At 52.0% G+C, this 21,204-nt stretch carries 13 protein-coding genes and 1 pseudogene; 8 read left to right on the forward strand and 6 right to left on the reverse strand.

All coding sequences use genetic code 11. The features are described 5' to 3' along the window. Positions 1 to 129: 129 nt before the first annotated feature. From AC6EMZ_RS02905 to AC6EMZ_RS02930, 6 genes are all read left to right on the forward strand, one after another. The gene (locus AC6EMZ_RS02905; protein ID WP_498400871.1) at positions 130 to 1,698 is read left to right on the forward strand and encodes an alpha-L-rhamnosidase-related protein; all 1,569 of its coding nucleotides are present in this window, start codon (positions 130 to 132) and stop codon (positions 1,696 to 1,698) included. Between the two features lie 28 nt (positions 1,699 to 1,726). Next, positions 1,727 to 3,106, forward strand: coding sequence for a glycoside-pentoside-hexuronide (GPH):cation symporter (locus AC6EMZ_RS02910; RefSeq protein ID WP_498400872.1), 1,380 nt, complete (start codon positions 1,727 to 1,729; stop codon positions 3,104 to 3,106). A gap of 24 nt (positions 3,107 to 3,130) precedes the next feature. Continuing rightward, positions 3,131 to 4,693, forward strand: a complete 1,563-nt coding sequence (locus tag AC6EMZ_RS02915; RefSeq protein ID WP_498400873.1) for a carbohydrate porin — start codon at positions 3,131 to 3,133, stop codon at positions 4,691 to 4,693. 229 nt (positions 4,694 to 4,922) lie between these two features. Further along, positions 4,923 to 6,299 (forward strand): glycoside hydrolase family 1 protein, encoded by a 1,377-nt coding sequence (locus AC6EMZ_RS02920; RefSeq protein WP_498400874.1) that lies wholly within the window; start codon positions 4,923 to 4,925, stop codon positions 6,297 to 6,299. A gap of 51 nt (positions 6,300 to 6,350) precedes the next feature. Beyond that, positions 6,351 to 7,673, forward strand: a complete 1,323-nt coding sequence (locus AC6EMZ_RS02925; RefSeq protein ID WP_498400875.1) for a PTS sugar transporter subunit IIC — start codon at positions 6,351 to 6,353, stop codon at positions 7,671 to 7,673. A 16-nt stretch (positions 7,674 to 7,689) separates the two neighbouring features. Continuing rightward, positions 7,690 to 8,406: a GntR family transcriptional regulator gene (locus tag AC6EMZ_RS02930; RefSeq protein ID WP_498400876.1), complete on the forward strand. Its 717-nt coding sequence runs from the start codon at positions 7,690 to 7,692 to the stop codon at positions 8,404 to 8,406. A 50-nt stretch (positions 8,407 to 8,456) separates the two neighbouring features. On the opposite strand, the gene ldtB is transcribed toward AC6EMZ_RS02930, so the two are convergent. Continuing rightward, entirely contained in the window at positions 8,457 to 9,377 is a 921-nt protein-coding gene (gene ldtB, locus AC6EMZ_RS02935) for a L,D-transpeptidase (protein ID WP_498400877.1), read from the reverse strand. Positions 9,378 to 9,599: 222 nt separating this feature from the next. On the opposite strand from ldtB, the gene AC6EMZ_RS02940 reads away from it, so the two are divergent. Continuing rightward, positions 9,600 to 11,195 carry an ABC-F family ATPase gene (locus AC6EMZ_RS02940; RefSeq protein WP_498400878.1) on the forward strand — a complete coding sequence of 532 codons (1,596 nt, stop codon included), beginning with the start codon at positions 9,600 to 9,602 and terminating at the stop codon, positions 11,193 to 11,195. A gap of 187 nt (positions 11,196 to 11,382) precedes the next feature. On the opposite strand, the gene AC6EMZ_RS02945 is transcribed toward AC6EMZ_RS02940, so the two are convergent. Further along, complete coding sequence (locus tag AC6EMZ_RS02945) at positions 11,383 to 13,746, reverse strand: glycoside hydrolase family 31 protein (protein ID WP_498400879.1); 2,364 nt, start codon at positions 13,744 to 13,746, stop codon at positions 11,383 to 11,385. Between the two features lie 17 nt (positions 13,747 to 13,763). After that, on the reverse strand, positions 13,764 to 15,065 hold the full coding sequence (locus AC6EMZ_RS02950) for an MFS transporter (RefSeq protein ID WP_498400880.1): 1,302 nt from the start codon (positions 15,063 to 15,065) through the stop codon (positions 13,764 to 13,766). Positions 15,066 to 15,351: 286 nt separating this feature from the next. On the opposite strand from AC6EMZ_RS02950, the gene AC6EMZ_RS02955 reads away from it, so the two are divergent. Continuing rightward, complete coding sequence (locus tag AC6EMZ_RS02955) at positions 15,352 to 16,425, forward strand: LacI family DNA-binding transcriptional regulator (RefSeq protein WP_498400881.1); 1,074 nt, start codon at positions 15,352 to 15,354, stop codon at positions 16,423 to 16,425. On the opposite strand, the pseudogene AC6EMZ_RS02960 reads toward AC6EMZ_RS02955, so the two are convergent. The 3 genes and pseudogenes from AC6EMZ_RS02960 to AC6EMZ_RS02970 form a co-directional block, all read right to left on the reverse strand. Then, positions 16,422 to 17,674, reverse strand: a pseudogene (locus AC6EMZ_RS02960) (DUF1479 domain-containing protein). The gene AC6EMZ_RS02955 and the pseudogene AC6EMZ_RS02960 sit on opposite strands and share 4 nt — an antisense overlap. A 150-nt stretch (positions 17,675 to 17,824) precedes the next feature. Further along, a complete protein-coding gene (locus AC6EMZ_RS02965) occupies positions 17,825 to 18,640 on the reverse strand; it encodes a Cof-type HAD-IIB family hydrolase (RefSeq protein ID WP_498400882.1) in 816 nt (271 codons plus the stop codon). Between the two features lie 131 nt (positions 18,641 to 18,771). Beyond that, the gene (locus AC6EMZ_RS02970; protein ID WP_498400883.1) at positions 18,772 to 21,204 is read right to left on the reverse strand and encodes a formate C-acetyltransferase/glycerol dehydratase family glycyl radical enzyme; all 2,433 of its coding nucleotides are present in this window, start codon (positions 21,202 to 21,204) and stop codon (positions 18,772 to 18,774) included.

The following is a 21,204-nucleotide window of genomic DNA, read 5'->3' on the forward strand; positions in this document are numbered from 1 at the left end:
TTCATAAAATGTGAACTGTTAAATGTTCATCTCTCTCTCTGCGCCAAACCTCAATCGCACTTGGCAATCGTGAAGTGGTGGGCGCTGCTCAGTCACCTCTATTATTTTATAAAATTAAAGGGGAAATGTATGTCTTACGCAATACAAGTAAACCAGCATATTACGACGGTTAAAAATGAAGCATTCCTGTCCATAGCTGAAAGCCTAATTCCGCTAACTTATAGAAAAAAAACACATCCTCGCGATGTGGTTTCACTACATGCTGATCCACTGGCTCTGCATGGGTGGTGCGCCAAAAGCATCGATAAAGCGACCTCATATCTTCAGCAGGCCTTTGCCCCCGGGGATAGCTTCGTCCTTGATTTCGGAACTCATGGCGTAGGCTGGCTGAGTTTTTCGTGCGAGTCAGCAGGCAGCCCACCTGATGCGCCAGCCCACTTGAAATTTACCTTTGGCGAAACGCTAGCTGAGGTGGCAGAGTCGTTCAGTGATTACCAGGGTTGGCTTAGCAGCAGTTGGTTGCAGGAGCATCATGAATATCTCGATGTTTTACCGGCGGAGGTTACTTTATCCAGGCGTTACTGTTTCAGATATCTGAAAGTGGAAGTCGTGGCTTTGTCGCCTAAATACCGAATCAAATTCAGTAACATCGAATTTGAAACGGTGAGTTCTGCTCCGGACACCTGTCTGAAAAGTGATACAACAGATCCTCTTCTGCAAAAAATTGACGAGGTTGCTGTACTGACTCTCCGCAACTGTATGCAGGATGTCTTTGAAGATGGTCCGAAGCGCGATCGACGTCTATGGCTGGGCGATCTTCGGTTACAGGCTCTGGTTAATGATGTAACATTCAAAAATTACGATCTTGTACGTCGTTGCCTCTATATCTTCGCTGGGCAGCGACGCAACGATGGTATGGTAGCCGCTAATATCTTCGTTAAACCCCAGGTCGTTTCAGATGATACCTACTTATTTGACTACTCACTTTTCTTTGTAGATGTCCTTTGTAATTACGTACTTCAGACACAGGATATTATTACTGCGAACGAACTTTGGCCTGTTGCTCTGCGCCAGGTTGAACTTGCATTGGAACGCTGTGATGAAAATGGTCTGGTCATTGACTGTGACGAGTGGTGGTCATTTATCGACTGGCATGAAAATCTGAATAAGCAAGGGCCTTCACAAGGGGTACTGATATTCTGCGTTGAGCAGGCAATCGAACTTGCAAAAATATGCCAGCCTGAAAAATGTGATTACCTGACCAGAGAGCTAACACAACTCAGGCGCGCCGCTAACACGTTATGGGACCCTTTGTCAGGCTTTTATACCAGCGGAGATGAGAGCCAACTGAGCTGTGCTACGCAGGTCTGGATGGTTCTGGCTGGTATGGGAGATTTATCTCATCAGAAAAATGTCATGACAAAACTCCTGAGCACCCCACCTGAAATTGGTATGAATACACCCTATATGCGTCATCATTTCATTGCAGCTTTGTTAAAAACAGGCATGCGTGAAAGGGCAATAACCGAGATAAAAGCGTACTGGGGAAAAATGGTTGAATATGGAGCAGATACATTTTGGGAGTTATTTGATCCCGAATGTCCGGACTTCTCTCCTTATGGCAGTAAACTCATTAACAGTTACTGCCATGCCTGGAGCTGTACCCCGGCCTGGTTTATACGCCAGTACGGACTTTAAAAACCCTGTAAATAACCGAGAATACATCATGGCTGATTCATCATTTAAAATATGGCGGCAGCGAGTTGGTTACGGCATCGCTGATTTATCCTGCAATCTGGTGTGGCAATTAATTTCTTTATACTTAATGTTTTTTTATACGGACGTTATGGGACTACCTGCTTATTATGTCGGCATAATGTTCCTTGTTACAAGGCTAGTTGACGGTGTGGCTGATGTATTTATGGGGCTGGTTATTGATAATACCTCGACCCGCTGGGGTCGTTGTCGCCCATGGTTGCTTGTTGGCGCAGTACCATTCGGGTTGCTGTGTATTCTTGCTTTTTACGTCCCGGATTTTGGGACAACCGGTAGGCTCATCTATGCATTTATCACTTATCTCTGTCTGTCGTTCCTCTATACGATTGTTAATATTCCGTTCTGTGCGATGCTGCCCTTCCTGACTGCTGACTCACAGGAGCGTACGACCTTATCTTCAGTACGTATTTTGTTAGGTTCATTGGGTTCTACCATCGTTGCTGTTGCAACATTGCCGCTTGTTGCCTCACTTGGAAACGGCAATCAGAGTCAGGGTTTCTTCTATACAGCTGTTATTTTTGGGGTGATAGCGACATTTTTCCTGCTCGTGAGCTTCAAAAATGTGGAAGAGAAAATATCGATCACTGAGGAACGTATGACTCTTGCACGTGCCTGGAAAGGGTTAAAATCTAATACTCCCTGGAAAGTGTTCGCCATAAATATTTTCCTGATGTGGGGAGCTTTCTTCTTCCAGACTGGCGCGCTGGTTTATTTCTTTAACTACTATGTTGGAAGCACAGATCTAACAGCTATTATTGCTGGCATATCAACCTTTGTTCCACTGCTGGGTACATTAACAGTTCCGTTCCTGGCAAGCCGCATGAAAAAACGTCATGTTTATCTGTTCGGCAGCGTTATTAACCTTGCTGGAATGGGAATAATGGTTATTGCCGGAACGCATCATTTGGCATTGATCGCTGGAGCAATTATTCTTTCTCTCGGAGCGGGTCAGAGGCTAGCTATTTACTTCTCCATGCAGGCTGATCCTGTGGATTACGGTGTATGGGAAACAGGTATCAACACCGCGGGTATTCTGACATCGGTTAATGGGTTTTTGGGTAAAGTTGCAATGGCTGGCGCAGGCGCTGTTACTGGCTTTCTCCTGTCATCCGGAGGTTATGTCGCAAATGCTGTACAGACACCGGATGCACTTTTCGCGATTAAAGCCTGCTATTTATATATTCCAGCTGTGTTAATTATTGCCTCGATGTTGTGGATAGGTCGATTTTACAAACTTGATGACCATTATTTATCAATTCGCGCCGACCTTGATGCAGGTAAAAATGCAGGCCAAGTGGAATCCAAAATAAAAAGTACTGCTGCTGTTTAAATATTAAAAAATAAGGACTTCTTTATGCGTATCTCTGTACTCTACGCAGCGGTCTGCTGCGCCCTTTTTTCGCCTGAACTGGTTAATGCAGCACAATTAACGGTGGAGCAAAGGCTACAACAACTGGAACAAAGGTTGGGCCTTGCAGAACAGCGAACGGCTGAAGCAGAACAGCGTGCTGTCAGTGCTGAAAACAAACTGGCTGATTTATCTAGAAAGTCCGCACAAACGGATAAGAAGGTTGAAACTGTAGTCAGGAAACAAGAAGAAAATAAAGGCATCGATGGCATGGAATTTAGTGCTTATGCCCGTACTGGGCTGTTAATTAATAATCATGGAAAAGGTGGACGCGGTAGCCCTGGTGTTTCGCCTGCCAGTTCTTTGAATGACGATGCTCATGTAGGACGACTAGGTAATGAAAAAGATAATTACCTCGAACTGAGTCTGGGTAAACGCATGACGTTTGAAGATGGCTCATGGGCACATTTCAAGACAATGATTGCTGATGGAGCCAAAAACCCGGATCCATGGGTTCAGGATAATAACAGTCATCATATCAACGTCCGCCAGCTTTATGTTGAGATGGGGGGATTTGATGAATTTTCGGGGCCATTCGGCGATGCCTATGTCTGGGCTGGTAAGCGCTTCGACAGGGATAATTTTGATATTCATTTCACAGACAGTGACATCATGTTCCTCGGAGGTACCGGCGGCGGGATTTATGACGTGAAATGGGGCGATAAACTTAAGGGTGCTTATTCTGTATACGGTCGAAACTTTGGTGATTTGGGTAGCGATCGTTATGAAGAAAATGATATTCAGAACGTTATGTTTACCGCCAACCATTTTTACGATAACTGGCAATTAATGCTCACAGGCATGACCGCTCAGGGAAATGACGATCTCAAAGATAATTCTTCAACAACAGGCGGATACGCTTACCGCAGTGATAACACGGCACAAAATGGCTACTATGCGATGCTTGCATACCGCGATAAAGCTCAATTTTATGGCTTAGCTAAAGGGGTTTCTGAGACAGCATTGCAATATGGTGGAGGTCTGGGCGCAGAAGCCCGTCAGCCTGGAAGCGATGGCGATCTGACAGAAAATGCTAAATCGTTACGTCTGGCCTCATACGGCATTTTACCTGTATGGGGAAATTGGGAACTTGCGCCCTCTGTGATTGCGCAACACAGTGAGGATCGCTACCGTGACGGCGACAGATATGACTGGGCAAGTTTTAACTTTAGAGCTTCTCAGGCGTTAACACCACACTTTGCACTGTTATATGAAGCGTCATGGCAATATATGGATCTGGACCCTAACGGACGGACTTACAGTTCAGATCAGGGAGTGCAAAGCTATCAAGGAGTGAAAGGTGGGTTTTACAAGTTAACCTTTGCTCCTACTTTCAAAGTGGGGAATGTATTCGATATTAAGGCAAGGCCAGAGATCCGTTTTTTTGCAACTTATATGAACTGGGATAAGGAACTTGACCGCTACGCAATTAACGATGATTTTGGAAGTGAGGGATTTACGGCAGGAGGAACATGGAATTTCGGCGTTCAGGCTGAAATCTGGTTCTGATTCGTCTTAAAATTATCAAAAGGGCTGATACCAGCCCTTTTATCATTACGTTTGCAACATGCTACGTCGTCTTCCTACAAAAACTGGTTTTGGGTGGGGAGTACCTCACCATAGCTAGCTTTTTTTCCATCTTCCTCACAAAAAACGATCCTTCTCTTTGATTGATTTTTCATCTTTGGCTATATGACTAGTCATGAAATTTAAATGACTAGTCATATAGGGAGCGAACATGAATCAATCACTGCCAGCAAATTTTTTATGGGGTAATTCGGTTTCCAGCATGCAGACCGAAGGGGCGTGGAATGAGGGCGGTAAGGGAATGTCGGTCTACGACATTCGCGAAGCCGGGGAAAATGCCTCCGACTGGAAAGTCGCCACCGACTCTTACCATCGCTACAAAGAAGATTTCGATCTGATGCGGGATCTGGGCATGAACTGCTACCGTTTCCAGATCTCCTGGAGCCGTGTGTGTCCGCAGGGTGACGGCGAATTTAACCAGGAGGGCATCGCGTTTTACGACCGATTTATTAACGATCTTATCGCTCGCGGCATCGAGCCGATGGTGTGCTTGTATCACTTCGACATGCCGCTGGCACTGGCGAACGAGTACAACGGGTTTATGGACCGCCGGGTGATGGACGCATTTATTCGCTACGGTAAAAAGATGATCGACTGCTACGGTGACCGGGTTAAATACTGGCTGACCTATAACGAGCAAAATATCTTCCATATGCCAGAGGCGTTCCGGGTTTCGGGCTATGCGAAGGGCGAGCAAACCCTGCGTGAGCTGTACCAAATCCAGCACCACACGATGGTGGGGCATATGGCACTGACCGAGTATTTGCACCAGGCGAAACCGGGCCAACTGATGGGCGGTATGCTGGCACATCAGCTGATTTATCCGGCGACCTGCAAGCCGCGCGATATCTTCTGCGCCCAACAGTATGACGAATTCCTCAACCAGAACCTACTGCGCGTCTTCGCAGGCCAGGGTTACAGCCCGGCGGTGATGGCAGTGGTGGAGCAACAGGGCTTTAGCGATATCTATCACGCCGACGATCTGGCTTTGCTGGCGCGAACCAAAAATGACTACATGGCATTTAGCTATTACGCCAGTAAAACCCTCGACAGCGATCCGATTCCAGAAGGGACACCGGTCAATTATTACCTTGCCCACGGCGAGAAAAATAACCCTTTCCTGAAGGCTACCGAGTGGAACTGGCAAATTGATCCGCTCGGGTTCCGCACCATTATTACCCGCTATTACAACGACTGGCGTCTGCCGGTATTTCCAATCGAGAATGGCATCGGCGTGATTGAGTCCTGGGATGGGGTCAACATGATTGAAGATGACTACCGTATCGACTATCACCGCCAGCATTTTAACGCCATGAAGGCAGCCATTTTCGAAGATGGCGCGCAGGTTATTGGCTATCTCGGCTGGGGACTGATCGACATTCTCAGCTCACAGGGCGACATGCGTAAGCGCTATGGCGTGGTGTATGTGAACCGTGAAAACCACGATCTGAAAGATCTGAAGCGCGTACCGAAAAAGAGCTACGCATGGTTGAAACAGGCAATCCATAGCAACGGGCGCGAACTGTAAGCCGTACGCTGCCGAACCGTTTTTGTGACTGATTGATGGGAAATATCCGCTATGTCTGAAACAAAAATAACACCAGCGATGCAGTCTTTCGTTGATAAGTTTGTTGAGTTCTCTGCGCGCCTGGCAAACCAGGTGCACTTACGTTCCCTGCGCGATGCCTTTGCCACGGTGATGCCGATTTTCATCCTCGCCGGACTGGCGGTGTTGGTGAATAACGTGGTGTTTCCGTGGGTGCTGGAGGGCGACACGCTGGCACAGTTCAAAGTCTGGGGTGAGGCTATCATTAACGGCACGCTGAATATCGCGGCGCTGTTACTGGCTCCCATGATTGCCTGGTCGCTGGCGCGTAATAAAGATTTCGACAATCCGGTCTCGGCAGTGGTTATCGCGGTGAGCAGCTTTATCATTATGATGCCAATGCAACTACAACTGGTGCCCGTCGGGGGTCAAACGACGGTCAACGTGACGCAGGTGCTGGCGTTCACCAATATTGGTTCGACGGGGATTTTTGCAGGCGTACTCATCGGCCTCATCTCAACCGAACTCTTTATTGCGATCTCACGTTTAAAATCGCTGCATATCTCGCTGGGCGAGAACGTACCGCCCGCGGTGAGTAAATCGTTTACCACGCTGATCCCGACGATCATCACGTTGTCATTGTTTGCAGTGCTGGCGGCAGTGCTTGCCAACGTGCTGCATACGGATCTGATTCACCTGATCACCACGTTTATCCAGCAGCCGCTGCGGTTAATCAACACCAGCCTGCCGGGCACGCTTTTTATCTACAGCTTTGGTAATTTCCTGTTCACGCTGGGGATACACCAGTCGGTGGTCAACAGCGTTATTCTGGAACCGTTCCTGCTGATCAATACCAATGAGAACATGATTGCGTTCGCCAACGGGCAGCCGATCCCTCACATTATTAATAATATCTTTGTACCAACGTTTGGCATGATCGGCGGTACCGGAAGCACCATTTCGCTGCTGATTGCGATTTTTGTCTTCGCACGTCAGAAATCGTCGAAGCAGGTGGCGCGACTGTCGCTGGCACCGGGGTTATTTAACATCAACGAGCCGGTGATTTTTGGTCTGCCGATTGTCTTCAACCTGCCGCTGATGATTCCGTTTGTGCTTCTTCCTGCCATAGGGATTTACTTCGCCTGGCTGTGTACCACGCTTGGGCTGATGTCACGCTGTGTGGTAATGATCCCCTGGACCACGCCGCCAATACTCAGCGCCTGGCTGGCGACGGCGGGGGACTGGCGCGCGGTGGTGGTACAGTTGGCAATCATTGTATTTGGTGTATTCTTCTACCTGCCTTTCCTCAAGATTGCTGAGCGAGTGGCGTTGAAAAACAGTGCGATAGCGGAATAAACATAAGGAACAGGCGATGGCGGCGAAGTACATCACCATAGCGCGGGAAATTAAGAAACGCATTATCAGCCAGCAGTATGCCGCCAATGAACCGCTGCCAGACCAGTTTGCGCTGGCGGCGGAGTTCAGTACCAGCCGGATGACCATCCAGCAGGCGATGCGTCAGCTGATTGTCGAAGGGCTGGTGTATACCCGTCAGGGGCAGGGAACCTTTATCCGCAAGAATTTTCTCCAGCTTTCGCAGTGGGATCTTTCCGGCAGCGACTACTTTGGGGCCACCAAAACCTGGCAGCATCTTGGCACGGTGAGTAGCAAGGTGGTGCATTTTGAACTGCGCTTTCCTGACGAGAAAGAGCAATCGTCACTGATGATTAATGCCGATACGCCCATTTATGATTTTATCCGGTTGCGCTCTTTGAACGGGGAGCCAATGTCGCTGGATTCCACCGTGATGCCGCTCAACCTGGTTCCTGGCCTCAATAAAAGCCACCTTGAAAGCTCGGTTTTCCAGTACGTTCAGGAGACGCTAGGGCTAAAAATTATGGGGTCATATCGCGTCGTTCGTGCGCTTAAGCCGACCGATCTGGATATGCTGCATCTTGTGTGTGAACCCACCGATCCGGTGCTGGAAGTCGAACAGGTCATCTATCTTGAAGACGGCACACCGCTTGAGTATGCCCATTGCCATTACCGCTACGATCATGGCGGGATAGTGATTGTGAATAACGGATAATAAAAAAGCGGGCTAACAAGCCCGCTTTTTTGTACGTCAGTCTGACGTTATCAGTTCAAACGAACCGGCATACCTGAACGGTTCTGGACCGCCTGGTCGACAACGGTTGTCTCAACGTCCGGCTGACTGGTCACCGCCTGCACGTTGCTCTTCAGGTTAATCGGCACGATTTCGTTATTGTTGATCTGATCTTCGCTGGTGGACAGTGGGTTATGCACCTCAATGTAGCGGCTGCCATCCGGTTCGGAAGTGGCTTTTACCGGCTCATTGATGAACTGCACGCGCGTCCCAACGGGCACGTTATCAAACAAGAATTTGATATCTTCGTTACGCAGACGCACACAGCCGTGGCTCACGCGCAGGCCGATGCCAAAGTTAGCGTTGGTGCCGTGGATGGCATAAAGACGACCGATGTACAGCGCGTACAGGCCCATAGGGTTATCTGGACCGGCCGGAACAACGGCTGGCAGCGGTTCGCCTGCAGCGATGTATTCCGCATGCATTTTGGCGGTCGGCGTCCAGGTCGGGCCGGCTTTCTTACGCTCGACTTTAGTGGTCCAGTTCAGCGGGGTATCTTTGCCCAACTGACCAATACCAATCGGCAGCACAATAACGGTGTTGGTGCCTTTCGGATAGTAGTACAGACGCATTTCGGCGCTGTTGATGACGATACCTTCATGCACGGTGTCCGGCAGGATCAACTGCTGAGGAATGTTCAGCACGGTACCGGCTTTTGGCAGATACGGGTCAACGCCCGGGTTTGCTTCAAGCATGTTGGACAGGCCCAACTGGTATTCAGCTGCATAATATTCCAGCGGTTGAGAGTTCCCTTCCGGAACGATGACCACCTGGTTTTGACCCACCAGACGGCTACCGTCAGTAGGCAGCGGATAAGTCACCGCAGAAGCGGTATTGCAAAAACCGACTACGGCTAACGCCGCCGCAAAAAGCGTTGATAATTTCATATTCATGTTATGCGAGGTTTCTTGGCCACTCTGGCGATTAGTGAATGAGTCTGAATCATTGATGGGAGCGCATTATATGTGCATTCCATCGCGCAGGGAATTCAGATGTGTACGAAATCACACTTTTTTCAATTTTGTTAAAGTTTAGTGGCCTATTGCAACACGGGATCTCATTTCGGAATTGTGGCATAATGGCGTGTTCATCACACTTTTTCGCAGGAATCTCCCGTGTTAGTTACCAGCAACATCACTATGCAGTTTGGCAGTAAGCCGCTGTTTGAAAACATTTCCGTCAAGTTTGGCGGCGGCAACCGTTACGGCCTGATTGGTGCCAACGGTAGCGGAAAATCCACCTTTATGAAGATCCTTGGCGGCGATTTAGAGCCGTCACTGGGCAACGTATCGCTCGATCCTAACGAGCGTATCGGTAAGCTGCGCCAGGATCAGTTCGCCTTTGAAGCGTTTTCGGTGCTCGACACCGTGATCATGGGACACGGAGAGCTGTGGGAAGTGAAGCAAGAGCGCGATCGCATCTATGCTCTGGCTGAGATGAGTGAAGAAGACGGCTACAAAGTCGCTGACCTCGAAGTGCTTTACGGCGAAATGGACGGCTACTCCTCCGAATCCCGTGCGGGCGAATTGCTGCTCGGCGTTGGTATTCCGGTAGAACAACATTACGGCATGATGAGCGAAGTCGCACCAGGCTGGAAGCTGCGTGTGCTGTTGGCACAGGCGCTGTTCTCCAACCCTGATATCCTGCTGCTCGATGAACCGACGAACAACCTGGACATCGACACCATTCGCTGGCTGGAGCAGACGCTGAACGATCGCGACAGCACCATGATCATTATTTCGCACGACCGTCACTTCCTGAACATGGTTTGTACGCACATGGCGGATCTGGACTACGGCGAACTGCGCGTTTATTCAGGCAACTACGACGAATACATGACGGCAGCAACGCAGGCTCGTGAGCGCCTGTTGTCTGACAACGCTAAGAAAAAAGCGCAGATTGCTGACCTGCAATCCTTCGTGAGCCGCTTTAGCGCCAACGCCTCTAAATCTCGTCAGGCGACCTCTCGTGCCCGCCAGATTGACAAGATCAAGCTGGACGAAGTGAAAGCCTCCAGCCGTCAGAACCCATTCATCCGCTTCGAGCAGGACAAGAAGCTGTTCCGTAACGCGCTGGAAGTCGAAGCGCTTACCAAAGGTTTTGATAACGGCCCGCTGTTTAAAAACTTTAACCTGCTGCTGGAAGTGGGCGAGAAAATTGCCATCCTTGGTGCTAACGGCGTGGGTAAAACCACCCTGCTGAAAACCCTGGTCTCTGAGCTTCAGCCTGACAACGGTACCATTAAGTGGTCAGAAAATTCGCAGATTGGTTACTACGCACAGGATCATGAGTATGAGTTCGAAAATGATCTGACCGTGTTCGACTGGATGAGCCAGTGGAAGCAAGAAGGTGACGACGAGCAGGTGATTCGCGGCATTCTTGGCCGTCTGCTGTTCAGCCAGGACGATATCAAAAAGCCTGCGAAAGTCCTTTCCGGTGGTGAGAAAGGCCGCATGATGTTCGGCAAGCTGATGATGGAAAAACCTAACATTCTGGTGATGGATGAACCAACCAACCACCTGGATATGGAATCTATCGAATCGCTGAACATGGCGCTGGAAATGTATCAAGGTACGCTGGTGTTTGTTTCCCACGACCGTGAGTTCGTGAGCTCCCTGGCAACGCGTGTGATTGAGATTACGCCAGAGCGCGTGGTGGACTTCACCGGTAACTATGAAGATTACCTGCGCAGCAAAGGTATCGACGGCTAATTTCCCATCGTCTTTCACGCTGCAGATGCGTTGGCTGCACCTGTTCACCCCGGTCACTTACTTATGTAAGCTCCCGGGGATTCACATATTTGCCGCCTTCCTGCAGCGCGAAATACTTAGGGAAAGGAATATTGCTCCTTTTCCCTCTCCCCGTGGGAGAGGGTTAGGGTGAGGGCAACAGACCGCACTAAACCACCCACTCACTCCCTTCAATACCATTCACCCGCAGCTTACGTTTCTCGCCCGCCGGTAACGACACTTTCAATGCTTTCCACGCCGGACGATAATCGCCACTCGCTTCCACCTTCAGATTGATCGTTGAACCATCGCACACCATTTCCCAGTTCAGCCAAAGCGCATTTCCCTTCTTATAGCCCCAGCTTTCACCGTCATCTTCAAATAGCATACCCGCTGAATGACCAACGCCTTTAACGGGGAACAATTTCAGTTCACGGGTATCATCTTTCTCGGCTGATACATGAGTAATCCGTTCGCTCAGCGGCAGACCTGCACCGGCACGAACCATTAACGGCAGTTTTTCCAGCTGCGCATCGCGCGTTACCCACTGTCCGCCGGAGAACCATTCGTGAGTATAGAAATCGTACCAGCCGGTTTCGTTATCCGGCAGCCAGACGCGGCGCTCGCGCTGTCCTGCTTCAACCACGCTTGCGACCAGCAGATCGCGGCCAAGCAGGAAATCATCACACTCCTCGAACGTCTGAACGTCATGTTCGTGGTCGAGGAAGGTCGGGCGCAGCATCGGCTCGTCGTCGGCATGCGCCTGCCAGAGCAGGGTGTACAGATACGGCAGCAGGCGATAGCGCAGCTCAATCGCGCCACGGATCGCAGGCGTCACGCCGGGATACATCCACGGCTCGTTTACGGTGCAATCATCATTCCACGAATGAATAGTAAAGCGCGGATGCATCACGCCGTTTTGTACCCAGCGTACAAACAGCTCAGCGTCCGGTTTATCGCCAGAGAAGCCGCCAACGTCATGGCCCACGTTGAACAGCCCGGAAAGGCTCATCCCCAGCCCCATGCGGGTGTTATAGCGCAGCGTATCCCAGTTGGTACGGTTATCGCCGCTCCAGGTCTGGACGTAGCGCTGCATCCCGGCGCAGCCGGAACGCGAAATCAGGTAAGGGCGCTTTTCCGGTGCGAAGCGTTGTTGAGCTTCCATCGAGGCGCGCATCATCAGCAGCGGCATCACCGGGCGAATGTGCTTGATCGCAATTTCCTGACCAAAGCCGTGACACCGGGCTTCGCCATCCCAGACCTCAAACTCGTTATTATCGTTCCAGGTGGAATCAATACCCATCTCTAACAGCTGCGTCGTGACGCCGTTTTGCCACCACTTGACCGTGTTCGGGTTAGTAAAGTCGAGATGCGAACCTTCGTCATCCCAGAAGCTCGAACGTTCCGGCGCGTCGCTTTCAGAATCGCGAATGAACAGGCCGTTCTCTGCCACTTCGTTATAGCATGGGTGATCCTGCAACAGGCAAGGTTTGATGTTTGCCGCCAGCTTCAGCCCTGCATCATGGAAGGCCTGGCTCATCACCTTCGGCTGTGGCACTTTGTCATAGTTCCAGTTAAAGACGTAGCGCTTGCCGTTGATGGAGGTATACCCGGACGACAGCTGGAACGAATCACACGGGATCGCTTGCTCATCACACAGGCGGATAAAGTTCATCAGCTGATTTTGCGCGTCCGGCGCATCTGTGTAGTGCATGGTCGAGCCGCTGTAGCCCAGGCTCCATTTTGGCCCGAACAGGGTTTTCCCGGTCAGGCGCACAAACGCTTTGGTCACATCCAGCACGCGTTTGCCAGTAAAAATGTAGTAATCGATATCGCCCGCTTCCGCCTGCCAGCGGCGATAGGCGGTGTGATAGTTGTCGATCTCGTTGCCCAAATCCAGCCAGCAACTGCTCAGGTTGTCATAAAAAAGACCGTAGCTCACGTCGTCGCGGCGGGTGATGGTGAATGGAATATGTTTGTACAGCGGGTCGGTGCTCACCGCGTTGTAACCCATGGCATCCAGATTACGCATCTCGAAGCGCTTACCGTTACGCTGCAAATCACCGGCCTTCTCGCCCAGCCCGTAAAAACGCTCATCCTTACGACGGCTCAGGTAGTGCGCCGCGCCGTCGCCGTGTGCGTTGAGCAGATAGGCGCTGGTGGGGCGATCGTTGACCAGTTCCTGCCACTCGCCAGCCTCGTTGCGGTAATGCCACTCCAGCCACAGCGGCTGGTGAACGGTGACGCGCAACTGCTCGCTTGCGACGATAAGCGTTTCCTCCGTCTGGGTGAGTGTCCAGCCTGGGCAGCTAAATCCGCTCACATCTTCACGATGGCGACCTTCCCACGGCACGTCCTGCTCGGGGGCAATGCTCCAGGTTTTGTCCAGCGCCAGCTCGCCTTTGCGCTTAATCAGCACGCGGAACAGGTTCTCTTCAAGCACGTACAAGAATAAACGGTGTTGATTATCGACCAGCAGTTCCAGATGGTTCGCTGACTGCTTATCTACGGTCCAGTTCTTCAGAGTTTTCATATGCAATACATCCACTATCAGGCGCGCTTGGCGCGACGTTCAGCAATAAATGCTACCAGGAATACAGCGCCAATCAGGTCAAAGAAACCCATGGCAATAAAGAGCGGGTTAAAGCCGATTTTGTCGGCGGTGACGCCGATTAACAGCGAGAACAGGAAGCTGGCGATCCACGCAGCAGAACCACGCATGCCGTTGACGGTCGCCATCTGGCCTTTATCAAAGGACTCCACTACCAGCGCGCTCAGCATGCAGGAGATGATCTGGTGGCCGAACCCGCCGATGGAGATCAGGGCGATGGTGACGTAAGGATCGCGGGTGATCGCAACCGCCGTCAGCGAGATCATCAGAAACGCGCCAGTCACCGAACTTGCCACTACCGAGTTAACGCGGGTGCAGCCGAAAAGGCGGGTATACAGACGGGTGAGATAGCCGCTTGCGACGCTGCCGAGATCGGCGGCGAGGAACGGCAGCCAGGCGAACATGGCAATTTGCTTCAGGTCCATGCCGTGCTCTTTGGCGAGATACAGAGGAACCCAGAAGCTCAGGACGGCCCAGGCCGGTTCTGCCATAAAGGCAGGGATCGCGATGCCGTAAAAGCGTTTGTTTTTGGAGACGGTTTTCAATGCGGTCAGAAAGGGCAGCTTTACGGCAGGTGGTTCGTTATCCTGCTGGATAAATGCCAGTTCGTCCTTGCCCAGGTTAGGGTGCTGTTCCGGATTATGGTAGAACGCCCACCACAAAATGACCCACAGCAGCGCCAGCACGCCGGTAAACATGAATGCGCCTTGCCAGCCGAAGGAGGCATGCGCGAAGTAAATAATCGGCGGGGCCAGCATGGCACCAATTGAGAAGCCAACTCCCGCCCAGCCTGCGGCGATAGGGCGTTCGGATTTCGGGAACCATTCGCCAATCGTTTTGGCGTTAGCAGGCGTGGCGGCGGCTTCGGATGCGCCCATAAAGAAGCGCAGAACGGCCAGGTGTAGCCAGCTGCTGGCACCCGCGTGGAAAATACACATCAGTGCCCAGATCCCGGCGCATACCATAAAGCCAATCTTCAGGCCGATGACGTCAATCAGCCAGCCGCACAGCGGCTGGAAAATGGTATAGGCAATCTGGAAGGCACCCACGATCCACGAGTATTGCTCGGTCGTAATCCCCATGCTCTCTTTGAGCTCGGGAGCGAGGATACCCAACGAGTTACGGGTAATGTAGTTAACCGTGACGCCCAGTAAAAACAGTACCAGCACATACCAGCGCAGGTTCTTAATGACGCGACGGGTTTTGCTTGCCACAACGGGGTTATTAATGTCCTGACTCATTTTTATCTCCACAAGACGGACGGTAGGGAAAGGGTTTTAGTTGTCACACCGATTTTTATTGCTTTGATAGTTATCTGTTTTATGACTTCAAGTTGGTATACAACTAGTATGGAAGATGTGTGACAAGTTCACCTTAAGGGAGAAAAAGAGTGGACAATAGCGGATTTTGTGCAAGATTTCTCATAATAAAGCGTCTGGATTTGTCATGATGCTTCGAAACCCAGTCATTGCTTAATCTCGATGCTATGAAAATTTTTACATTTAGCAAATGGAGCGAGATCACAAAATGGATAAAAGGCTAAAAATCGCGGAAATCGCCACCCGAACTCAGCTCTCAATCAGTACCGTTTCTAGGGTGCTGGCGGGGAAGGCCAATACCAGCGAAAAAGCGCGAAAAAAGGTGCTGGAATGCGCACGGGAGCTCGGCGTAATGGACGGCATGGCGGCGGGTCGATTGCTGCTGAACAGTCTGATGGTCTTTGCGCCGCAGCGGGCCTTTGACGAGCGGTCCGACATCTTTTATTACCGCGTGATCCAAAGCGTGAGCAAAGCTTTGGCTTCTCACGAGGTCAGGCTGCGCTACTGCGCTCTGGAAGAAAACGACGGCGATGCCCAGCTGTTTTTAGCACGAATGAACGAAACCGATACCCAGGCGGCCATCCTGCTCGGCATTGACGATCCGCATATTCACGATCTGACCGTCGATGTGGGTAAACCTGCGATGCTGATTAACTGTCGGGATCGCCGGATGCGCATACCCGCCGTCGCGCCCGACCACCGGGCCATTGGAGAGCTGGCGGCAGACTATCTGTTCGAGATGGGGCACCGCGAGGTGCTGAACGTACTCTGCCTGCGGCGGTACACGATGGAACAGCGTCTGGCGGGGATCCGCGAGGCCTGGCTCACGCACAACCTGAAGTTCAACGACAAACGCGATCTGCTGGTGGTGCCGAGCTTCAGCGCCAAAGAAACCGAGCAGCAGGTGAGTGAATGGCTCAGCCAAACGGCAGCAAAAAACCTGCCGACGGCGTTCCTGGTGGGTGGGGATTTTATGGCGGCGGGAACCATCAGCGCCTTGCAAAAGCATGGCCTGCGTGTTCCGCAGGATGTGTCGGTCATGAGCATCGACGGTTTTAATCTGGCAGCAATCCAGGATGTGCCCTTAACGGCGGTACACGTTCCGCGTGATGAGCTGGGGACTGAGGCGGTACATATGCTCCAGCAGCGATTAATGCGACCGGACGCTCCCATCGGGACGCTGCTGTTAAACGGTACGCTGGCGGTCAGGGAATCGGTGCGGCGGATACGTCAGGGAAAACGACGCACCGCCGTTGAGCGGGAAGGATTATACGACGATTAGGCCATGCCGAGCGCGCGCTTACCGTGGATATTCAGGTCGTTCACGGTAAAGCGGTCCTGCCAGCTTTTTTCGTAATCCTCACGCGGGAAATCACCCGGTGATGCCCCGGTTTCGAGTGCCGCTTTGACCTTCTTCGCGTAGGCGAGGTTCTTCTCGCACAGTGGTGCGGCCGGAATATACATCACGTTGCCCCAGCCTTGCTGGTTTTCGACCGGAGCCACGGAGTGAATCACATCGCAATGCCACCACACGGAATCACCCGCTTCCAGCGCTGGAATACTGGTCAGCGCTTCGATGAGCAGCGGATGCCACTTCTCGGAAATCGGCAGCACGCGACCTGGTGCGACGCCGCAGAGTTCATCTTCAGGTACAGCGGGCGCAGCAAAATGTAGGCCATCGCTTCGGGAATTGGCACGACGTGCAGCAGGCCCTGATTCGGGATCATATCGGACAGTGCCGTCCACCCCTGGAAGGTACGGAACACGGAACACTTGGTGGTGTTATCCACGGTATATTCTTCCACTTCGGTACGGTGCGCCGCGTTCCACGGATCGTATTGCTCGATGTTGCCATCAAACACCCGAGCAAATACCTGCTGATAAGCCGGCAGCAGCCAGCGTTCAAGCGCGCCAGAATCCGTATGCGCACCCAGTCCTTTGGAGGTGGTTCCCGGTGGGCGACGGCGGATACGATCCGGATAGATCACACTGACGTCAGGATTAAACCACTGCTTGCCGTTGCTCTCGAATGTCCATAAACGGTTCAGAAATGATTGTACCTGCGCCATTGCTTCGCTTTGACGGGCCTGCATTTGCGACTGGGACCAGTAAATCGGGTAAATTTCCGGGCGAGACGCCGTTAAGGTGCCAAAGAAGTTATCGCCCGGCCCTTTATACACATCGTCAAATCGATTGAGATCGAGGTAGTCGAGCATCGCGTTATCCCACGCCAGCGCCTGCTCGCGAGGAAAATGACCTTTGATAACCGCGCATCCACGGCGTTTGACCGCCTCACGCTGGGCCTCGGTAATGTTACCGTCCTTCACATCGTCGAAAGGAATCACCGGCCAGACGGATTCGCCGCGCTTTTTCAGAGCGTTAATCTCTGCCACGCGCGTCGCGATCTTATCGCTCAGTTTGTCGAAAACCGCCTGCACGTCACCGATCTGCGCCCGCAGTTCGCGTTTCATCTGGCGGATAGCGGCTTTGGGGTCCGCAGGTAAAGTCTCACTGGTAAATGTTAACGTCATAACCGCCTCTCAATCTTTCATTCGAAAGTAAAAGTATTTACAAGTGATACTTTAAGTTAAAAAGAAGTTAATGCAAGTTTAAAAACTTGATGTAAGCCACAGGTTGGAAAAACAGTGATGAGCCGGAGCGTTGCCCCGGCGAAGGAAGGGTCAGACGTTGAAGGGTTCAGCGTTATCGAGCACGGCCTGAATGACGTTCAGTGCGCCCTGGTGGTTGTTATCTTCGGCACGGTAATGACTGATGGCTTTGATAGCCTCTGCGGCGTTGCCCATGGCATAAGAGTATTTCACCAGCTTAAGCATCTCGGCGTCGTTACCGCTGTCGCCAATGGCCACACACTCCTGCGGGGAAATCTTCCAGCGCTTAAGCAGACGGCTAATGCCGTTGGCTTTGTGCAGACCGGGGATAATCAAATCGACAAAGCCAAAACCGCTGGTGACCGGCTTCATGATGCCGTCCAGCGAGACGTGCAGCTTGTCGATTAAATCAGGAATATCGCTGTCGGGCAGGTTGAGCGAGAACTTAAACAGGACGTCGTCAATCTCGTGATAATTGCTGATGCGTTTGAGGCGGTGATAGTGCTTTGACATCAGTTCGACAAACTCGTCCGGGGCTTTATCACTGACGTAAGCGCTCTCTAGCCCGCAGGCGACGAAGTTGAGCTGTTTATCTTTTAATAATTCACCGATAACGATTTGCGATTCGTGGCGGGTCAGTTCGCCATGGAAAATTTTCTCGCCATGATCGAACACCAGCGCGCCGTTTTCCGCCACAAAAGAGATCTGATTTTTCAGTTCCGGGAAGAAGGAGATGAGCTGGTAATACTGATTGCCACTGGCGACGACAAACTCAATGTCACGGGCCTGAAGCTGCTGGAATTGTGCCTGAAAGCGGTCGCGATCGTACTGCTTGGCATCATCAAGGAAAGTTCCGTCCATATCGGTGACGATAACTTTTACGGTCATACATTGAGCTCCTGGATATAACTGTGACCAGAAACATTCTAATAACAATGTGACCAAAACCACAAATTAATTTCGAATGAAAGCAAAAATGCCCGGTTAGCGTATCGCCACCGGGCATCAGGGCCTTCAAACTAGAGCGTATGCTCCGTGCGCGCGATGATATCGTCCTGCGCGTCAGGAGACAGGGCGGTAAAGAACGCCGAGTAACCCGCAACGCGCACCACGAGATCGCGATACTGATCCGGATGTTTCTTGGCTTCCAGCAACGTTTCGCGTGAGACAATGTTGTACTGAATATGCCAGCCTTTATGCACCTCGAAGAAGGTCCGCAGCAGCACCATCAACTTCTGGCGGTCCGAATCATTTTCCAGCGTCGCTGGGTTCAGCTTCTGGTTTAAGAGTACGCCACCCAAAATCGCTTCGGTTGGAAGTTTACCGACGGAGCCAATGACCGCCGTTGGGCCGAGGTGATCGGTTCCGGATGCCGGGCTTGCGCCTTCTGCCAGTGGGGTGTACGCCTTACGCCCGTCAGGCGTCGCCATGGTCGCTGCGCCGAATGGTACGTTGGCGGAAATAGACGATGTGCCAGCATAGTAGTTGCCGCCAATCGGACCGCGACCGTGGCGCGGGTTATGATACTGCTTCAACTCTTCGATATAGGTCTGGTACGCGCGAGCCAACAGTAAATCAACGCTGTCATCGTCGTTGCCGTACTTCGGTGCGCCGTTGATCAGGCGCTGACGCAGCTGTTCATGAGTCAGGCCTTCGTAATCATCCGCCAGCGCCGCCGCCAGCTGCTGCTGACCAATCGTACCCTGTTCGAAGACCAGTTTTTTCACCGCTGCCAGGCTGTTGCCCAGGTTAGCAATGCCGACCTGCAGACCGGATACCCAGTCATACTTCGCGCCACCTTCTTTGATGCTTTTTGCGCGTTCGATGCAATCATCCACCAGCGCGGAGCAGAGAATATCGTGCACGTTCTCTTCGAGCATCGTGTCCACCACGTACTCAATCTCAATGGATTTACGGGTGTAGTAACGAATCTGATTGTCCCAGGAATCCATCACCTGCTCGAAATTATCGAAGTTGCCCGCAGAGAGCGCTTTTTCATGTGGCAGGAACACCTTACCGCTGGTGGCGTCGCGACCACCTTCCATTGCAGCAAGCATGACGCGGGCAAAGTTAATAAAGCTCATGCCGGTGCAGCGATAGCCCCATTTGCCGCCTACCGCGGTTTCGATGCAGCCAATGGCCGCGTAGTCGTAGGCATCTTCTTTTTCCACGCCCAGCTTGATGAACTCAGAGATAACAATCTCGTCGTTGTTAAATGCTGGCATCCCAAAGCCACAGCGGATTACCTGTACGCACGCGTCGAGGAAGTCGTTGCTCATGCCCGCGTGATAACGCACGCTCAGGTTTGGCTGGGTGGAGCGCAGACGACCACAGGATTCCAGAATGGCGTAGGAGAGAGGGTTGACCGCATCCATTGGTTCGCCGTTGACCAGTTTCTGCCCGCCAATGGTCACGTTCTGATACAGCGGGCTGCCTGCCGAAGCCTTAGAGTGGGAGCCGGAGCGGATCTTGTTCACTTCCAGCAGTTTCAGCCAGCAGCTGTGCAGCATTTCGATCGCCTGTTCGCGACCCAGCGTGTGGTCGAGTTCAACGTCACGGCGGTAGAACGGGTACAAGTACTGGTCCATACGCGCAAAGGAAACGGAGTGACCATTGGACTCGATTTGCAGAATCAGTTGAATGAAGTAGCACAGTTGCAGCGCCTGCCAGAAGGTTTTTGGCGGCTCGTGAGCAATCACGTCGCAGTTTTCTGCCATTGCCAGCAGCTCGTCGCGACGGCTTTCGCGGGTTTCGGTCGCCGCCATTTTTCGCGCCAGCTCGGCGAAGCGTTGGATATGCAGGCTTACGGCCTCCAGCACGATATCAATTGCTTTCAGGAACTGATCGCCGTGCAGGTCTTCCAGTACGGTCAGGTTGATACGGGTACGACGTTCGGCAACTTTGGCACGCATGCCGTCGAGGCCTTTTTCGAGCAGCAGCGGGAAATTCACCGCCAGGTGCGCATCCCCGGAGGTCATGTTGCCTTCGGCTTTAATGATACCGGTTTCTAACAGGCCTTTTTGCTCGTCGGTGAACATTCCGTAGCAGCGATCCTGGACCGTCTGGCCGCGCCACCACGGGCAGACATCATGCAGTACGCGCTTGTTCTCTTCACTGACGGCAAAACCTGCGCCCGGGCGATCGGCCAGGTCATCAATCTCTTTTTCGATCCACGACACGGTGTATTCCGGGAAGATCGGGGCCGCGCGCACTTCGCTTGCCTGGTTACCGATAATCAGTTCATCGTGTTTGATCCAGATGGTGCGTTCAGCCAGATGATGCGCCAGCGCCAGCGCACGACGTACCGGGATAGGTTTGTCCATATGTTGCTGGTACATGTCGGTGTAATGCTGGGCACGTTCGGTACAGACCGGCGGCTTAACGATGTGCACCAGAGCGGTTTTGTGCGCCTTAATGCGGTCAGTCAGGGTGTTCAGATTAAGCTGTGTCAT

It is taken from the genome of Enterobacter sp. SCRI0065 (assembly GCF_059766475.1).